Origin of the sequence: Dyella sp., assembly GCF_035685805.1 — a bacterium.
Lineage (GTDB): Bacteria > Pseudomonadota > Gammaproteobacteria > Xanthomonadales > Rhodanobacteraceae > Dyella_A.
The window spans coordinates 1-13,794 of record NZ_DASSAB010000055.1; the positions used below are offsets into that span (position 1 = coordinate 1).

Here is a 13,794-nt window from a genome sequence, read left to right on the forward strand (position 1 = left end):
GTCCACTGCAAGGCGTCCACACAAGTCACCTGCGCATACTGTCAAAGATCAATCACTTACGGCTGATTTCTCGAACCGTCCCGATGCGTTTCGCCCCGGGTGAGCCGCACATTCTACATCGATCTTTTGCTCCGTCAACACCCTCCGAAAAATTTCTTTCAGCGATGTTGCCGAGCGATGACCGGCTGCGGCGGGGGGCGAATACTAGGTAGCAGCCCCATGGATGGCAAGCCTTTTCGCCAACTATTTTTCATCCGAGCTGCAAGCCGTTGTTCGCAAAGGCGTGGCCAGCACGAGCAGTAGGCCATCGGATCAGGAAGAGACGAGGCGAACGCGTGCGAAGTTGCGCTTTCCGACTTGGAAGACACCCTCAAAGCCCGACTCGAAGACGCGCTGCGCGTCTTCCAGCACCACCGCATCGAGCTTGACCGCGCGCTCCTTGAGCTTCCGGTTGGCCTCGGAGTTGCTCGCGGTGAGGCCGGCGGCGGTCAGCAGCGCTGCCAGTCGCAAGCCTTCGGCGGGCACCAGGATGTCGGTCAGCGGCAACAATGACGTGTCCCCTTCGCCGCGAACGACCGCGTGCCACCCGGCGATCGCCTGTTCCGCCGTCGCGTCGTCATGAAAACGGGCCGCCAGTTCCCTTGCCAGGCGCAGCTTCGCGTCGCGGGGATTCAGCGATCCGGCGTCCACGTCAGCTTTCACGGCTGCCAGCTGCGCGAGCGAGACATCGAAGCTCAACAACTCGAACCAGCGCCACATGAGTTCATCGCCGATCTTCATCGTCTTGGTGACGATCTCGATCGCCGGCTCGTCGATACCTATGTAGTTGCCCAGCGACTTGGACATCTTGTTGATGCCGTCGAGGCCCTCCAGCAAAGGCATTGTCAGCACGATCTGTGGTGGCTGCCCGTGGTGCTCCTGAAGCGCACGCCCCATCAGCAGGTTGAACTTCTGGTCCGTACCTCCGAGCTCGACGTCACATTTGAGCGCCACGGAGTCATAGCCCTGGACCAGCGGATACAGGAACTCGTGGATCGCGATCGGCTGTTGCGCGGCATAGCGCTTGGCGAAATCATCACGTTCGAGCATGCGTGCCACCGTGTGCTGGGCCGCCAGCCGGATCATGTCAGCAGCGCCCATCTGGCCGAACCACTCGGAGTTGAAGCGCACTTCGGTGCGCTCTTTGTCGAGCACCTTGAAGACCTGTGCTGCATAGGTCTGCGCGTTGGCCAGCACGTCGTCGCGCGTGAGCGGCTTGCGGGTAACGTTCTTGCCGGTCGGGTCACCGATCATTCCGGTGAAGTCGCCGATGAGGAAGATCACCTGGTGCCCGAGGTCCTGGAACTGGCGCATCTTGTTGAGCAGCACCGTATGGCCCAGATGAAGGTCCGGCGCCGTGGGATCGAACCCGGCCTTGATGCGAAGGGGGCGGCCGGCCCGCAGGCGCTGCTCCAGCTCTTCTTGCTTGATGATCTCGTCCGCGCCCCGCGCGATCGTCTGCAGCGCCCGCTCCAACTCGTTCATGCCTTCCTCGAATTAATTGCCTAGACAGCCACTTTAGCGACCCGGAGCACACACTCAGGTTAATTGTGCGTTAATCAAAAACCATGCGCAAACCATTGATGGAAAAGGCGTTGACGCCCTTTACACACGGCCGCTATGGTACGCCACGGTCGCACGTTCTTTGCACGGTCGCACGTTCTTTGGTGGAGTCGGACATTATGGGTGAGAGGTTGCAGGTGGCGCACGCGGCGCGGAAACAGGCTATTCGCCGCAAGGCGCAGCGCAGGCACTCGCACTTCTATGAGCGTTGTTCGCACTGGTCCTTCACCCGTCACGGCGAGGCTGAGCCAATCTGCTGGCACCGCGAGCGCTGGGTGCTGGCCGGGACGGCGCTGCTGATCACGCTGCTTTCCGGATTCATTCTGCCTGCATGGGCGAGCGCGATGCGTTCGGCACCGGCACCCGCTGCGCATACGCTGCTGCCGCTGGCACTGCCGAAGGCGTCTCCAGTCACGACGCAGGCGCCCACCGTGGAGGACTGGCAACGTGTACAGGTCCAGCCCGGCCAGACGCTGTCGGACATCTTCCAGAGCAAGGGCCTGGGCATGACCGACCTGCAGCGCGTGATGGACGCGTCGGGCGAGGCGCGCACCGCCCTGCACAGCATCCGCCCGAACCAGGAGTTCGACTTCCTGCTGGGCAGCGACGGCAGTCTGAAAGGCCTGCGCTTCGACCGCGATCAGGCGACCCGCGCCATGATCCGCATGGACGGTGCCAGCGCCAAGATGACTCTGCAGCCGCGCGAGATGGAACAGCGCGAGCATGTGGCGCATGGGGTAATCGACAGCTCGCTGTACGCCGCCGGTGCACGCGCCGGCATGAGTGCCGGCATGGTCGGCAAGCTCGCGGACCTGTTCAAGTACGACGTGGACTTCGTACAGGACCTGCGCGTCGGCGACAGCTTCACCGTGGTCTACGACGACGTCTACCGCGACGGCAGCTACTACACCGAGGGCGACATCGTCGCCGCCGAGTTCGTCAACCAGGGGCATCGCTACACCGCGTATCGCTTCCGCAAGGCGGACGGCAACATTGGCTGGTTCAGCGAGGATGGGCGCCCGATCCAGAAGTCGTTCCTGCGTATTCCGGTGGACTTCACCCGCATCTCCTCCCAGTTCAGCGCCGGCCGTTTGCACCCGATCCTTGGCCGGATGCGGGCGCACAAGGGCGTGGACTACGCCGCTCCGTCCGGCACGCCGATCCACGCCGCCGGCGATGGTGTAATCAAATACCGCGGCTGGATGCGCGGCTACGGCAATTTCGTGGTCGTGCAGCACAACGGTTCGATCAGCACCGCCTACGGCCACATGTCCCGCTTTGCCAAGGGTGAGCGGGTCGGAGAGCACGTTCGGCAGGGCGAAGTAATCGGCTACGTCGGCATGACCGGACTGGCCACCGGGCCGCACCTGCACTACGAATTCCGCGTCAACGGCGTGCAGCGCAACCCTCAGACGGTGACGCTGCCCAAGCCGCAGCCGCTTCCAGCGACCCAGCTGGCCCGCTTCAAGTCGCGGGTCGTGCAGCCGCAGCTTGCCCGGCTCAAGCAGCTGGATGAAAACATCCGGTTGGCCATGACCAAGGGCAACCAGCCCAGCGACAACTGAAACTCCGGTGACCGAAAGCGACACGCTTTATCTGGGCCTGATCTCGGGCACCAGCGCCGACGGCGTGGACGCGGCGCTGGTTTCGTTCGAGCACCCGGTGCCGCGACTGGTTCACGGCCTCACACGGCCTTGGCCGGACGCCCTGCGAGAGGACATGCTCACCGTGGCGCAGGGCGAGGCGCGGATCGATCTGGACGCTTTCGGTCGTCTCGACGTGGCGATTGGGCAGCAGTTTGCGCTAGCGGCGCAGGACGTACTCGCGGCTGCCTCGGTTCCGGCTTCGCGCGTGCGGGCGATTGGCTCGCACGGGCAGACGATGCGGCATCGGCCGCACGGATTGCTGCCCTTCACAATGCAGCTGGGTGATCCCAGCGTGATCGCCGAGCAGTGCCGCATCGACGTCGTCGCCGACTTCCGGCGCGCCGATGTCGCCGCAGGCGGCCAGGGCGCACCGCTATTGCCGGCCATGCACGCGATGTTGCTCGCTGCGCCCGGCCACGAGCGGGTGGTGCTCAACCTCGGCGGAATTGCCAATGTGACGGTGCTGCGGGCTGATGGGCACGTGCTGGGCTTCGACACCGGACCGGCCAACGGCCTGCTCGACGCGTGGTGCCAGCGGCACCGAGGCCGAGCCTACGACCACGCGGGCGAGTTCGCTGCCAGCGGCAACAGCCGGCCGGAGCTGCTCGCACGCCTGCTCGGCGACAGCTACTTCTCGCAACCGCCGCCCAAGAGCACCGGCCGCGAGCACTTCCACTTGGCATGGCTTGAGCGGCAGCTGGACGGAACGATCGTCACGCCTGCCGACGTCCAGGCGACCCTGCTGGAGCTGACGGCGTGCAGCGTGGCCCAGGCGATCGGGCAGCACGCCCATGCGGCCGTGGATGTGCTGGTCTGCGGCGGTGGTGTTCACAACCCCGTGTTGATGTCGCGCCTGCGCGACCTGCTGGCACCACGATCCGTCCTCAGCACCGCGTCGCGCGGGGTCGACCCGGATTATCTGGAAGCGATGGCGTTTGCCTGGCTGGCTCGGCAACGATTGCTGGGCCTTCCCGGCAACTTGCCGGCAGTGACCGGCGCCAGCGGACCACGCGTGCTGGGCGCGGTCTACCGCGCCCCGGCCTGACCTTTCGAGGGAATCGCCGCCGGGCTAGCGTCCTCGAGATGGGGAGCCGTCAGGCCCACCAGCTGGCTGGCTGGCGCTACCGAGAGCGCCTGCACGGCCTCATGGAACGCGGCGCGTTCGGCCGCGTCCCAGTGCCCGCTCAGCACCACGGTGTCAGCATCCAGCAACGTCTCTGCAAAAGGGTGCGACGCCTGGTCCAGACCCAGTCCCTGGCGCAGCGCCTGCAGCACGACATCGTTTATCGACCACTGCCGCTCCTTGGCCAGCGTCTTGATGCGCTCTGCCATGGCTGCGTCGATGTCGCGTACTACGAGATCCGGCATGGGCGCCACTCCGCATCATGCCCCCTGTGAGGCCGATGGTCGCATAAAAGCCGGCGGCCGCGACGACGCCCGGGTCACGACGATCCGTCCGCTCCGTCGACCTCCAACCTGCGGAAGCGCGGGCGGATGAAGGCGAATAGCAGCATCGCCGGAATGATGCCCAGCACGGTAATGATGAAAAAGCCACCGTAGCCGGCGGCCATGGCGATGCCACCGGCAAAGAACCCCAGAATCTTGCCCGGCAGGTTCACCAGCGAGCTCAGCAGCGCGTACTGGGTGGCCGTGTGCTTTCGGTTGACCAACGAGGACAGCCAGGCAACGGTGGGCGGGCCCAACATGCCCAGCGTGAGGTTCTCGCCGGAGATGACCAGCGTGAGCATCGCCAGATTGCCCGGGTGGCGAAGCAGCAGCAGATAGAGAAGATTCGCGCTACCGCACAAAACCACCATCACGCCCAGTGATCGCCATGCGCCCCAGCGCGCGACCATCGCGCCGCCGATGAACACGCCGACGATGCCGATCCAGATGCCGTAGATCTTCGTGACCGCGCCGATTTCGGTCTTGGAGAACTGCATGTCACGGTAGAACGGACCCATGACCCCGCCGATGGTCGCCTGTTCGGGCAGCTTGAAGAGCAGGATGAAAGCCAGCGTCAGCAGCGCAAGCGGGAGCCCGTAACGACGGAAGAAATCCGCGAACGGGTCGATGATGCTTTCCCTCATCACATCAGCCCAGCGCTGCGGACGATGTCGTTCCACCAGCGGCTCGACCGCCACCAGGGTCATCACCACAGGCACCAGCATGGAGCCGGCCATGGCCAGATAGACGAGTGACCACCGCACGTGATCGGCCATGATCAGCGCCAGGGCACCGGCCACCAGCAGGCCGATACGGTAGCCGAGCGAGTACGTCGCCACGAGCGCACCCTGCGCCTCGTTGGGGGCGATTTCGATCCGGTATGCGTCGATGGCGATGTCCTGGGTCGCGCCGAAGACCGCGACCGCAAGAGTCACCCCGATGAAAGGCCCCAGCCGGGCCGGCGTGAGCAGGGCCATCAGCACCAACCCAAACGCCACCCCCAACTGCGCGAACAACAACCAGCCACGACGCGACCCCAGCTTCCGGAACAGCGGTATCCGCCAATGGTCCAGCAGCGGCGCCCACAGGAACTTGAGGGCGTAACTCATCCCGGCACTGGCGATCATGGTGATCTCCGACAGCACCACGCCACTTTCCTTGAGCCAGTAGGACAGCGTCCCCGCCACCAGCAGGAACGGTAGTCCGGAAGAGAAGCCGAAGACGCACATGGTCCACGCGGCCGGCTGCGTAAAAGCCTTCCACACGGAAGGCCGCTTCGATGCCGTCGCCGGCGCGCCCGGCGCTTGCTCAGTCGACATAGTCGACCGTGAAGGGCGCATGGTCGGAGAAGCGCTGCTCGCGATAGATACCGCACTGGCGCAGGCGCTCGCGCAGCGACGGCGAGACGATCTGGTAGTCGATGCGCCAGCCCACGTCGTTCTCGCGCGCGCGGCCGCGGTTCGACCACCAGGTGTAGTCCTCACCCTCGGGTTTGAGCGCCCGATAGCTGTCCACCCAGCCGCGCTCGACCAGGCCGTTGAGCCAGGCCCGCTCGGCCGGAAGACAGCCGGAGTTCTTCTGGTTGGACTTCCAGTTCTTGATGTCTTTCTCGCTGCGCACGATGTTCCAGTCGCCGCAGATCACGTACTCGCGATCACTCTTCAGCCAGCCGTCGAAGATCGGTTCGATCCAGTCCATGGCGCGGAACTTGAACTGCTGGCGCTCATCGCCCGACGAGCCGGACGGAAAATACAGCGACACCACCGACAGCTTGCCAAAGCGCGCCTCGATGTAACGCCCTTCGTTGTCGAACGCCTCCCAGCCCAGCTCGGTGAGCACCGCGTCCGGCTCACGCCTGGCGTAGATCGCCACGCCGCTGTAGCCCTTCTTGCTGGTGGCGTCGCGGTAGAAGCAGTGGTGGCCATCCGGCCGGAACGCGGGGTCGGTCAACTGGTCTTCCTGCGCCTTGGTCTCCTGCAGGCAGACCACATCGGCATCCTGCGCGCGCAGCCAGTCGAACACGCCCTTGCTCGCGGCAGAGCGGATGCCGTTGGCGTTGAGGCTGATGATGCGCATGCGAGCTCCTGCGGGTGCGTTGGACCAATGGGGCATCATAACAATCGTGCACTCGCGATCCGCCCTGAGCGTCGCCCCGGTCCAGCCTGCCACGGAGGCGCAGGTGCTGGCGCTGGAGGTATTGCCGAACCAGCGTGCGTTCGTCGGGCGCATCGACGACCTGCTGGCTGATGCCGGCAACCGCGCCAGTTGTGAGCCGATGGCGATCCTGCTCGACACCCGGGTGATCGGCTTCTACTGCATCGAAACATGCGCGCGGGTCGTTGCCCCCGTGGAGTTCGACGCGCCGGCGCTGGGGCTGCGCGGTTTCTTTCTGGATGCGCAGTGGCAGGGGCAAGGCCTGGCCCGGCCGGCGCTGGCCGCCGTGATCGACGACGTGGCGAAGCGCCATCCGGCGGCAAAGCTGCTCGTCCTTGCCGTGGGCGCGGGCAACACGGCCGCGCTGGCGCTCTACCTGGGCGCGGGTTTCCGCGACAGCGGCGGGCGTTACCATGGCGGCCCCGCCGGGCTGCAGCACCTGCTGACGCGCCGGCTGAACAACTGAACTCCATACCGACTTCCCGCGAGAACCCCGTGCACGATTACCAGCGCCAGTTCATTGAACTCACCCTGCAGCGCGAGGTGCTGCGCTTCGGCGAATTCACCCTCAAGTCCGGCCGGACGAGCCCGTATTTCTTCAACATGGGCCGGATCGATTCCGGGGCTGCGCTGGCGCAGCTGGGGCGCGCCTACGCCGATGCGTTGCAGGCATCGGGCTTGGCGGTGGACATGCTGTTCGGCCCTGCATACAAGGGCATCGCGCTGGCCGCCGCAACCGCGATCGCCCTGGCCGATCACCACCGCCTCGACCTGCCTTGGGCATACAACCGCAAGGAGGCCAAGGACCATGGCGAGGGCGGTACGCTGGTCGGCGCGCCGCTGCGCGGCCGGGTGCTGATCGTCGACGACGTGATGACCGCCGGCACGGCCGTGCGCGAGTCGCTGACCATGATCCGCGATGCGGGTGCCGAGCCCGCCGGTGTGCTGATCGCCCTGGATCGTCAGGAGCGCGGCCAGGGCGAGCGCTCGGCGGCCCAGGAGGTGAGTGCGGCCTTCGGCATCCCGGTCATCGCGATCACCCGCCTGGACGACGTGCTGGTCTACGCCGGCGAGCGCCCGGAACTAACCGGCGAGCATGCCCGGCTGCTGGCCTACCGCGCCCGCTACGGCGTCAGTGCCTGAACCGGCGCCCAGCGTTCCGCGCCCGGTTCCGTGCTTGCGCATGGTGGCTGTGCGGGGCACGGCTATACTCGCCCGAGGAGGGAATCTATGCACAAGGCACTGATTGTTGTCGTCGCGACCGCCGCGCTGGGATTCGGCAGCCACGCCATGGGACAGCGCCGCGCTGCCAGCGGCGTGCAATACCGCTGGCACGATGCGCAGGGCTTGCTGCATTACAGCGACAGCCTCTCGGCCGAAGCGATGACCTACGGCTACGACGTGGTCAACGGCAACGGCCTGGTGATCCGCCACGTGGATCGCCAGCTCACCGCCAAGGAGCGGGTCATTGCGCAGAAGCAGGCGGCCGAGGCAGCTGAACGCAAGCGCCTTGAAGACCAGCGTCTGCGGGCGGATCAGCAGATGCTCGCCGCGTTTCCGAACGAGGCGGATTTCATCGCCGAGCAGCAGGGTCAGCTGGCCTCGATCGACCAGCAGATCAACACCACCCGCAGCAGCCTGCGCACGCAGGAAAAGGCGCTGACCGATCTGCTGGACCGCGCTGGCGAGCTCGAGCGGGCCAAGCAGCCGGTGCCGAAGTTCCTGGCCGATCGCATCGCCGAGCAACGCAACGTGGTGGGCACGCAGCGCGCCATGCTCGACCGGTTGCTCGCGTCGTACGTCACCACGCAGCTGAAGAACGACGCCCAGCTCCAGCGCTATCGCGACATGAAGAAGGCCGACCAGCCGGCCGAAGACGCATCTGCGGGCTCCGACTCCTGACGGCTGCGGCGACACCGTGCCGCCGCGACGCGGTGCATACGCCGATCAGAACGGCAGCTTCAGGCCCGCATTGACCAGGAACAGCTGCGAGCGAAACACCTGCTGGATCCGCTTCAGCGCCGTGGGATTGTCCGCGTCGAAGCGAAGCACCAGCACCGGCGTGGTGTTGGAGGCGCGGACCAGGCCCCAGCCGTCGGCCCAGTCGGCCCGCACGCCGTCGATCGTGACCAGCGTCGCGTCCGGGAAGCTGGCCTTTTCGCGGAAGACTTCCATGAAGCGCTGATGCTCGCCCTCGGCCAGCTCGATCTTCAGCTCCGGCGTGGAGACGCCCTTGGGACAACTGTCGAAGATCTGCTCCGGCGAGCGCCCCTCCAAGTCGCCGGCAAGGATCTCAAGCAGCCGCGCGCAGGCATAAATGCCGTCGTCGAAGCCGTACCAGCGCTCCTTGAAGAAGAAGTGGCCGCTCATCTCGCCGGCGAGCTCCGCGCCGGTCTCGCGCATCTTCGCCTTGATCAGCGAGTGCCCGGTGCGCCACATCAGGGGGCTGCCGCCGGCATCGAGGATCTGACCCTTCAGGTGACCGGTGCACTTGACGTCGTAGATGATCGTGGCACCGGGCTGGCGCGAGAGCACGTCGCGCGCGAACAACATCAATGTGCGGTCCGGGAAGATGATTTCGCCCTCGCGGGTGACCACGCCGAGGCGATCGCCGTCGCCGTCGAAGGCCACGCCAAGATCGGCGCCGGTCTGCCTCACCGCCAGGATCAGATCTTCCAGGTTCTTCGGATCCGACGGATCGGGATGATGGTTGGGAAACTCGCCGTCCACGTCGCAGTACAGCGGGATCACCTCGCAGCCCACGGCCTCGACCACCTGCGGCGCCACGGCGCCCGCAATGCCGTTGCCGCAATCGACCACCACCTTAAGCGAACGCTCCGCCTGCACGTCCGAAGCGATCCGCTCGATGTAGTCCGGCACCACGTCGACGCTGCGCAGCGCGCCGTGGCCGTCCTCGTCCAGCGCACCGGAAACGATGCGCCGGTAGAGATCCTGGATCGCGTCCTCGGCCAGCGTCTCGCCGCCGATGACGATCTTGAAGCCGTTGTAGTCGGGCGGGTTGTGGCTTCCGGTGACAGCCACGCCGCAGCCGGTGTTGAAGCGGAACGCCGCGTAGTAGACCACCGGCGTGGGGGCTGCGCCGATGTCGATGACGTCGATGCCGGCAGCCCTGAGTCCGTCGGCGAGTGCGCCGGCCAGTTCGGGGCCGGACAGGCGGCCATCGCGCCCGACCACGATCTCCGGCAACCCCTTTTCGCGCATCACGCTGCCGATCGCCAGGCCCAGCAGGCGGGCCACGTGCCGGTCGAGCGTCTTGCCGACCACGCCGCGCACGTCGTAGGCGCGGAAGATGGTGGGATCTAGCTGCGCCGGCGGCGGCGCACTGGGCGCAGGCGGCGGCAGCGCGCGGGCGGTCGCCGGCTCGCGCCGCCGGACGGGTGCCGGGAGCGGAATTTCCTCTTCTTCCTCCGGTGCAACTGCGGGCAGTGCGCGTCGGCGCCCGGCCCGATGCAGCAGATAGGCGCCGCCGAGCAGGCCGATCAGGGCCAAGAACGCGGCCACCGGCCAAGGCCGTGGCAGCACGATGAATGCTGCCGGCAGCGCCGCGCCAATGCTGAAGTTGCTGCCGGCAATCGGTGCCGCGCCGTCCTCGGGCACGACCGAGGCGGCCCCGTGCGAAAGCAAACTGAGCGCGCTGGCATCGTCACCCTGGCGCAGGTCGATGCGGCCACTCCCGGGCGAGATCGCGTTGAAGATCTTCTCCACCGGCGCAAACGGCAACTCCACCCACACCCACGCCGACGGCCGGATCGTGTTGCCCATCGGCATCACGAACGACAGGCGACGGTCGCCGCCCGCGTTGACCGTCTGGGCCAGCGGTGGCCCTTCCACATTCTGCGCCGCCATCAGCTGCGCGGCCTTGGCATAGCCGAACTCGCGATAGTTGGCGTGCAGCACCTCGTCCATGCCGGCGCTGAAGAACTGCACGTGCAGCGCCTGCGGCAGCGCGTTCCTCACTGCCGCCGCGGCCGCGGCGGGGTCGCTGGCCACCAGGGCGGGATCGATGCGATCCAGCACCGTACGAATCATGGCGCGCTGGCGGTCCAGCTCGGCGCCCACCTGTTGCACGGCCTGCTCCTGCGCCTGGTGCACGCGGTCGTTGGCGTGGCCCTCGTCGGCGATCAGCCAGGTTTGCCAGGCACTGAACAACCCCAGCAACAGCAGCAGCGTGCCGGCGGCCAGCGGCAACAGCCGCAGCCAGTCGGTCGCCTCACCCCGGCCGTTCCCATTCCACGTCAAACCCATGCCTGCCCCCGCAGATCAGTTGATGCCGGTCGAACCAAAACCGCCCTGCCCCCGCCCGGACGGTGTGAACTCCGCCACCACGTTGAGTCGTGCCTGCGCCACCGGCACCAGAAGCAGCTGCGCGATGCGGTCACCGATGCCGATAGTGACCGCAGCGTTGCCGCGGTTCCAGCACGAAATCATCAGCGGCCCCTGATAGTCCGCGTCGATGACGCCGACCAGGTTGCCCATTACCAGGCCCTGTTTATGGCCGAGGCCGGAGCGCGGCACGATCAGCGCGCACCAGTTCGGGTCGCCAATATGGATGGCAAAGCCGCTGGGCACCAGCACCGACTCACCGGGCGCCAGCACCAGCGGCGCATCCACCGCTGCACGCAGATCCATGCCGGCACTGCCGGCCGTCGCCGCTTCAGGCAGCGCGATTTCGCGGCCCAGCCGCGGATCGAGAATCTTCAGCTGCACCTCGATCATGCGCGAACAGCCGGCAGTCGTTCGGCGATGCATGCGATCAACTGACGCGCCAGCAGCGTCTTGCTGGCCTGCGGCAGCTCGCGCGAGCCGCCTTGCCAGTAGATCGTCAGGGCGTTTTCGGCGCTCTCGAATCCGAGCGCACCACCCACGTGGTTGGCAGCGATCATGTCGAGCTTCTTGCGCTCGAGCTTGTCCAACGCGTACTTCGCCACGTCGTGCGTCTCGGCCGCAAAGCCGACCAGGAAAGGATGGACCGGCTGTGCCGACAGGCTGGCGAGGATGTCGGGGTTTTCGGCCAATGTGAGAACGAGGTCGGCGCCGGCCTGCTTCTTGAGCTTGCATGGCGCCACCTGCTGCGGGCGATAGTCGCCGACCGCGGCCGCGGCAATATAGATGTCCGCCTGCGCGCAGGCGGCAATGACGGCCGCGTGCATCTGGGCGGCGCTGCGCACGTCCACCCGCTCGGCAACTCCCGGCGGCGTCGGCAGGGTGACCGGGCCGGCCACCAGGGTGACGCGCGCGCCGGCCGCTGCGGCCGCTGCGGCCACGGCAAAGCCCATTCGCCCAGAGCTGCGGTTGCCGATGAAGCGCACCGGATCGATGTCCTCGTGAGTGGGGCCGGCGCTGACCACCACGTGGCGGCCGGCCAGTTCGCCGCTGCCGAACGACGCCAGCAGCGCATCGCGCAGCTGCATCGGCTCGAGCATGCGTCCGGAGCCGACATCGCCACAGGCCTGCTCACCGTCGGCCGGCCCGAGTACGCTGACGCCGCGCTGGCGCAGCGTCGCGAGATTCGCCTGAACTGCCGGGTGTGCCCACATCTGCTGGTTCATCGCCGGCGCTATCAACAGCGGCGCGGCACTGGCCAGGCACAACGTGGTCAGCAGATCGTCGGCCATGCCGTGGGCGAGTCGGGCAATGATGTCCGCGCTGGCAGGGGCGACCACAATGCGCTCGGCCCAGCGGGCCAGCTCGATGTGCCCCATGGCCGCCTCGGCCGATTCGTCCCACAGCGACACCCGCACCGGCGCGCCGGAGAGGGCCTGGAACGTCGTCGGCGTGACAAACCGGGTGGCGCCCTCGGTCATCACAACGCGGACGTCCGCATCGAGTTCGCGCAGGCGACGGACCAGTTCGCAGGACTTGTAGGCGGCGATGCCGCCCGACACGCCGAGCAGCACGCGACGTTGGGCTAGGGACATGTAAGTTCGGCCTGACAAACGGTCGGTGCCGTAGCTTACCGGATTCACCCCGCCGGACCGCTGCACGGCCGGGGGCGCCGCGGGCGACCCTGAGCGAATGAGCATTCGAGACTGGCCCGAGGGCGAACGCCCGCGCGAGAAACTCCTGGCCCGCGGCAGCGCGGCGCTTTCCGATGCCGAGTTGCTGGCGGTGTTGCTGGGCAGCGGCGCCCGCGGCAAGGACGCGCTGGCGATGGCGCGCGAGCTGCTCGCCGATGCCGGCAGCCTCAGTGCACTGTTGGGCCGGCCCGAGCGCGAGATCCGCTGCCATGGGCTGGGGCCGGCCAAGCGTGCACGCATCGCAGCGGCGCTCGAGCTGGCGCGGCGCAGCCTCGGCGAGCAGCTGCGCGACCTGCCGGCACTGGGCAGCCCGCGCGACAGCGGCAACTACCTGCGGGCACAGTTGCGCCATCTGCCGTACGAAGTGTTCGGCTGCCTGTTCCTGGACAACCGCCACCGCGTGCTGGCGTTCGAGGAGCTGTTCCGCGGCACCGTCGACGGCGCCAGCGTGCACCCGCGCGAGGTGGTGCGGGCGTGCCTGCAGCACAACGCCTGCGCGGTGATCTTCGCCCACAACCACCCCTCCGGTGTGGCCGAACCCAGCGCCGCCGACCGCGCGATCACCCACGAGTTGCGCGACGCGCTGCAACTGGTCGGCGTGCGCGTGCTCGATCATCTGGTGATCGGCAGCGGCGAGCCGGTGTCGATGGCGGCCCGCGGCCTGATCTGAAACTGGCCCCCGGACAAAAAAACGGCGTGGCTTGTGCCACGCCGCGAGGCCGATTGGGGAGGTGGGGAGAGCGGCATCCCCGGTCGCCATGTCATGGAGGGGAGTTCATGTTCTGGCCTGTTCAGTATCGCAGTACCGCATGACAAAACCGTGACGCGAGCCTCGGCTGGAAGCACCACTCAAGGCATCGGACTTATGCACAAAACGGCAATACCGGCACTTGCCGTGTTTATCGGGC

Annotated in this window: 13 protein-coding genes; 6 read left to right on the plus strand and 7 right to left on the minus strand. The window is 66.9% G+C overall.

The annotated features are described in order from the left end of the window. Nucleotides 1-312: 312 nt before the first annotated feature. Nucleotides 313-1,524 (minus strand): tyrosine--tRNA ligase, encoded by a 1,212-nt coding sequence (tyrS, locus tag VFG40_RS16140; RefSeq protein WP_324899381.1) that lies wholly within the window; start codon nucleotides 1,522-1,524, stop codon nucleotides 313-315. 197 nt (nucleotides 1,525-1,721) lie between these two features. Between tyrS and VFG40_RS16145 the strand changes: the two genes are divergently transcribed. Continuing rightward, a complete protein-coding gene (locus VFG40_RS16145) occupies nucleotides 1,722-3,167 on the plus strand; it encodes an OapA family protein (protein WP_324899383.1) in 1,446 nt (481 codons plus the stop codon). Nucleotides 3,168-3,174: 7 nt separating this feature from the next. Further along, nucleotides 3,175-4,293, plus strand: coding sequence for an anhydro-N-acetylmuramic acid kinase (locus tag VFG40_RS16150; protein WP_324899385.1), 1,119 nt, complete (start codon nucleotides 3,175-3,177; stop codon nucleotides 4,291-4,293). Here VFG40_RS16150 and VFG40_RS16155 read toward each other — a convergent pair. The 3 genes from VFG40_RS16155 to VFG40_RS16165 form a co-directional block, all read right to left on the minus strand. Then, the gene (locus VFG40_RS16155) at nucleotides 4,275-4,616 is read right to left on the minus strand and encodes a hypothetical protein (RefSeq protein ID WP_324899387.1); all 342 of its coding nucleotides are present in this window, start codon (nucleotides 4,614-4,616) and stop codon (nucleotides 4,275-4,277) included. The two genes, VFG40_RS16150 and VFG40_RS16155, sit on opposite strands and share 19 nt — an antisense overlap. Before the next feature lie 74 nt (nucleotides 4,617-4,690). Next, entirely contained in the window at nucleotides 4,691-6,013 is a 1,323-nt protein-coding gene (locus VFG40_RS16160; RefSeq protein WP_324899389.1) for an AmpG family muropeptide MFS transporter, read from the minus strand. Further along, nucleotides 6,003-6,770: an exodeoxyribonuclease III gene (locus VFG40_RS16165; protein ID WP_324899391.1), complete on the minus strand. Its 768-nt coding sequence runs from the start codon at nucleotides 6,768-6,770 to the stop codon at nucleotides 6,003-6,005. The genes VFG40_RS16160 and VFG40_RS16165 overlap by 11 nt, the downstream gene beginning before the upstream one ends. 46 nt (nucleotides 6,771-6,816) lie before the next feature. Between VFG40_RS16165 and VFG40_RS16170 the strand changes: the two genes are divergently transcribed. From VFG40_RS16170 to VFG40_RS16180, 3 genes are all read left to right on the plus strand, one after another. Continuing rightward, nucleotides 6,817-7,314, plus strand: a complete 498-nt coding sequence (locus tag VFG40_RS16170) for a GNAT family N-acetyltransferase (protein WP_324899394.1) — start codon at nucleotides 6,817-6,819, stop codon at nucleotides 7,312-7,314. 29 nt (nucleotides 7,315-7,343) lie between these two features. Further along, entirely contained in the window at nucleotides 7,344-7,991 is a 648-nt protein-coding gene (gene pyrE, locus VFG40_RS16175; protein WP_324899397.1) for an orotate phosphoribosyltransferase, read from the plus strand. Between the two features lie 87 nt (nucleotides 7,992-8,078). Further along, nucleotides 8,079-8,750, plus strand: a complete 672-nt coding sequence (locus tag VFG40_RS16180; protein ID WP_324899399.1) for a DUF4124 domain-containing protein — start codon at nucleotides 8,079-8,081, stop codon at nucleotides 8,748-8,750. A gap of 45 nt (nucleotides 8,751-8,795) precedes the next feature. Here the strand turns inward: VFG40_RS16180 and VFG40_RS16185 are convergent, their stop codons facing one another. From VFG40_RS16185 to coaBC, 3 genes are read right to left on the minus strand one after another with little or no spacing between them, the layout of a single operon-like run. After that, the gene (locus VFG40_RS16185) at nucleotides 8,796-11,114 is read right to left on the minus strand and encodes a phosphomannomutase/phosphoglucomutase (RefSeq protein WP_324899401.1); all 2,319 of its coding nucleotides are present in this window, start codon (nucleotides 11,112-11,114) and stop codon (nucleotides 8,796-8,798) included. 15 nt (nucleotides 11,115-11,129) lie between these two features. After that, nucleotides 11,130-11,585, minus strand: coding sequence for a dUTP diphosphatase (gene dut / locus VFG40_RS16190; protein ID WP_324899403.1), 456 nt, complete (start codon nucleotides 11,583-11,585; stop codon nucleotides 11,130-11,132). Beyond that, the gene (gene coaBC, locus VFG40_RS16195; protein WP_324899405.1) at nucleotides 11,582-12,787 is read right to left on the minus strand and encodes a bifunctional phosphopantothenoylcysteine decarboxylase/phosphopantothenate--cysteine ligase CoaBC; all 1,206 of its coding nucleotides are present in this window, start codon (nucleotides 12,785-12,787) and stop codon (nucleotides 11,582-11,584) included. Before coaBC ends, dut begins: the two co-directional genes overlap by 4 nt. 97 nt (nucleotides 12,788-12,884) lie before the next feature. On the opposite strand from coaBC, the gene radC reads away from it, so the two are divergent. Further along, the gene (gene radC / locus VFG40_RS16200) at nucleotides 12,885-13,556 is read left to right on the plus strand and encodes a RadC family protein (RefSeq protein ID WP_324899407.1); all 672 of its coding nucleotides are present in this window, start codon (nucleotides 12,885-12,887) and stop codon (nucleotides 13,554-13,556) included. Nucleotides 13,557-13,794: the final 238 nt, after the last annotated feature.

Excerpts from the sequence above, each read along its gene's own strand:
- VFG40_RS16180 (WP_324899399.1), top strand. The coding sequence starts at position 8,079 with ATGCACAAGGCACTGATTGTTGTCGTCGCGACCGCCGCGCTGGGATTC.
- radC (WP_324899407.1), top strand. The coding sequence starts at position 12,885 with ATGAGCATTCGAGACTGGCCCGAGGGCGAACGCCCGCGCGAGAAACTC.
- coaBC (WP_324899405.1), bottom strand. The coding sequence starts at position 12,787 with ATGTCCCTAGCCCAACGTCGCGTGCTGCTCGGCGTGTCGGGCGGCATC.
- dut (WP_324899403.1), bottom strand. The coding sequence starts at position 11,585 with ATGATCGAGGTGCAGCTGAAGATTCTCGATCCGCGGCTGGGCCGCGAA.
- VFG40_RS16165 (WP_324899391.1), bottom strand. The coding sequence starts at position 6,770 with ATGCGCATCATCAGCCTCAACGCCAACGGCATCCGCTCTGCCGCGAGC.
- VFG40_RS16145 (WP_324899383.1), top strand. The coding sequence starts at position 1,722 with ATGGGTGAGAGGTTGCAGGTGGCGCACGCGGCGCGGAAACAGGCTATT.
- tyrS (WP_324899381.1), bottom strand. The coding sequence starts at position 1,524 with ATGAACGAGTTGGAGCGGGCGCTGCAGACGATCGCGCGGGGCGCGGAC.
- VFG40_RS16155 (WP_324899387.1), bottom strand. The coding sequence starts at position 4,616 with ATGCCGGATCTCGTAGTACGCGACATCGACGCAGCCATGGCAGAGCGC.
- VFG40_RS16185 (WP_324899401.1), bottom strand. The coding sequence starts at position 11,114 with ATGGGTTTGACGTGGAATGGGAACGGCCGGGGTGAGGCGACCGACTGG.
- VFG40_RS16160 (WP_324899389.1), bottom strand. The coding sequence starts at position 6,013 with ATGTCGACTGAGCAAGCGCCGGGCGCGCCGGCGACGGCATCGAAGCGG.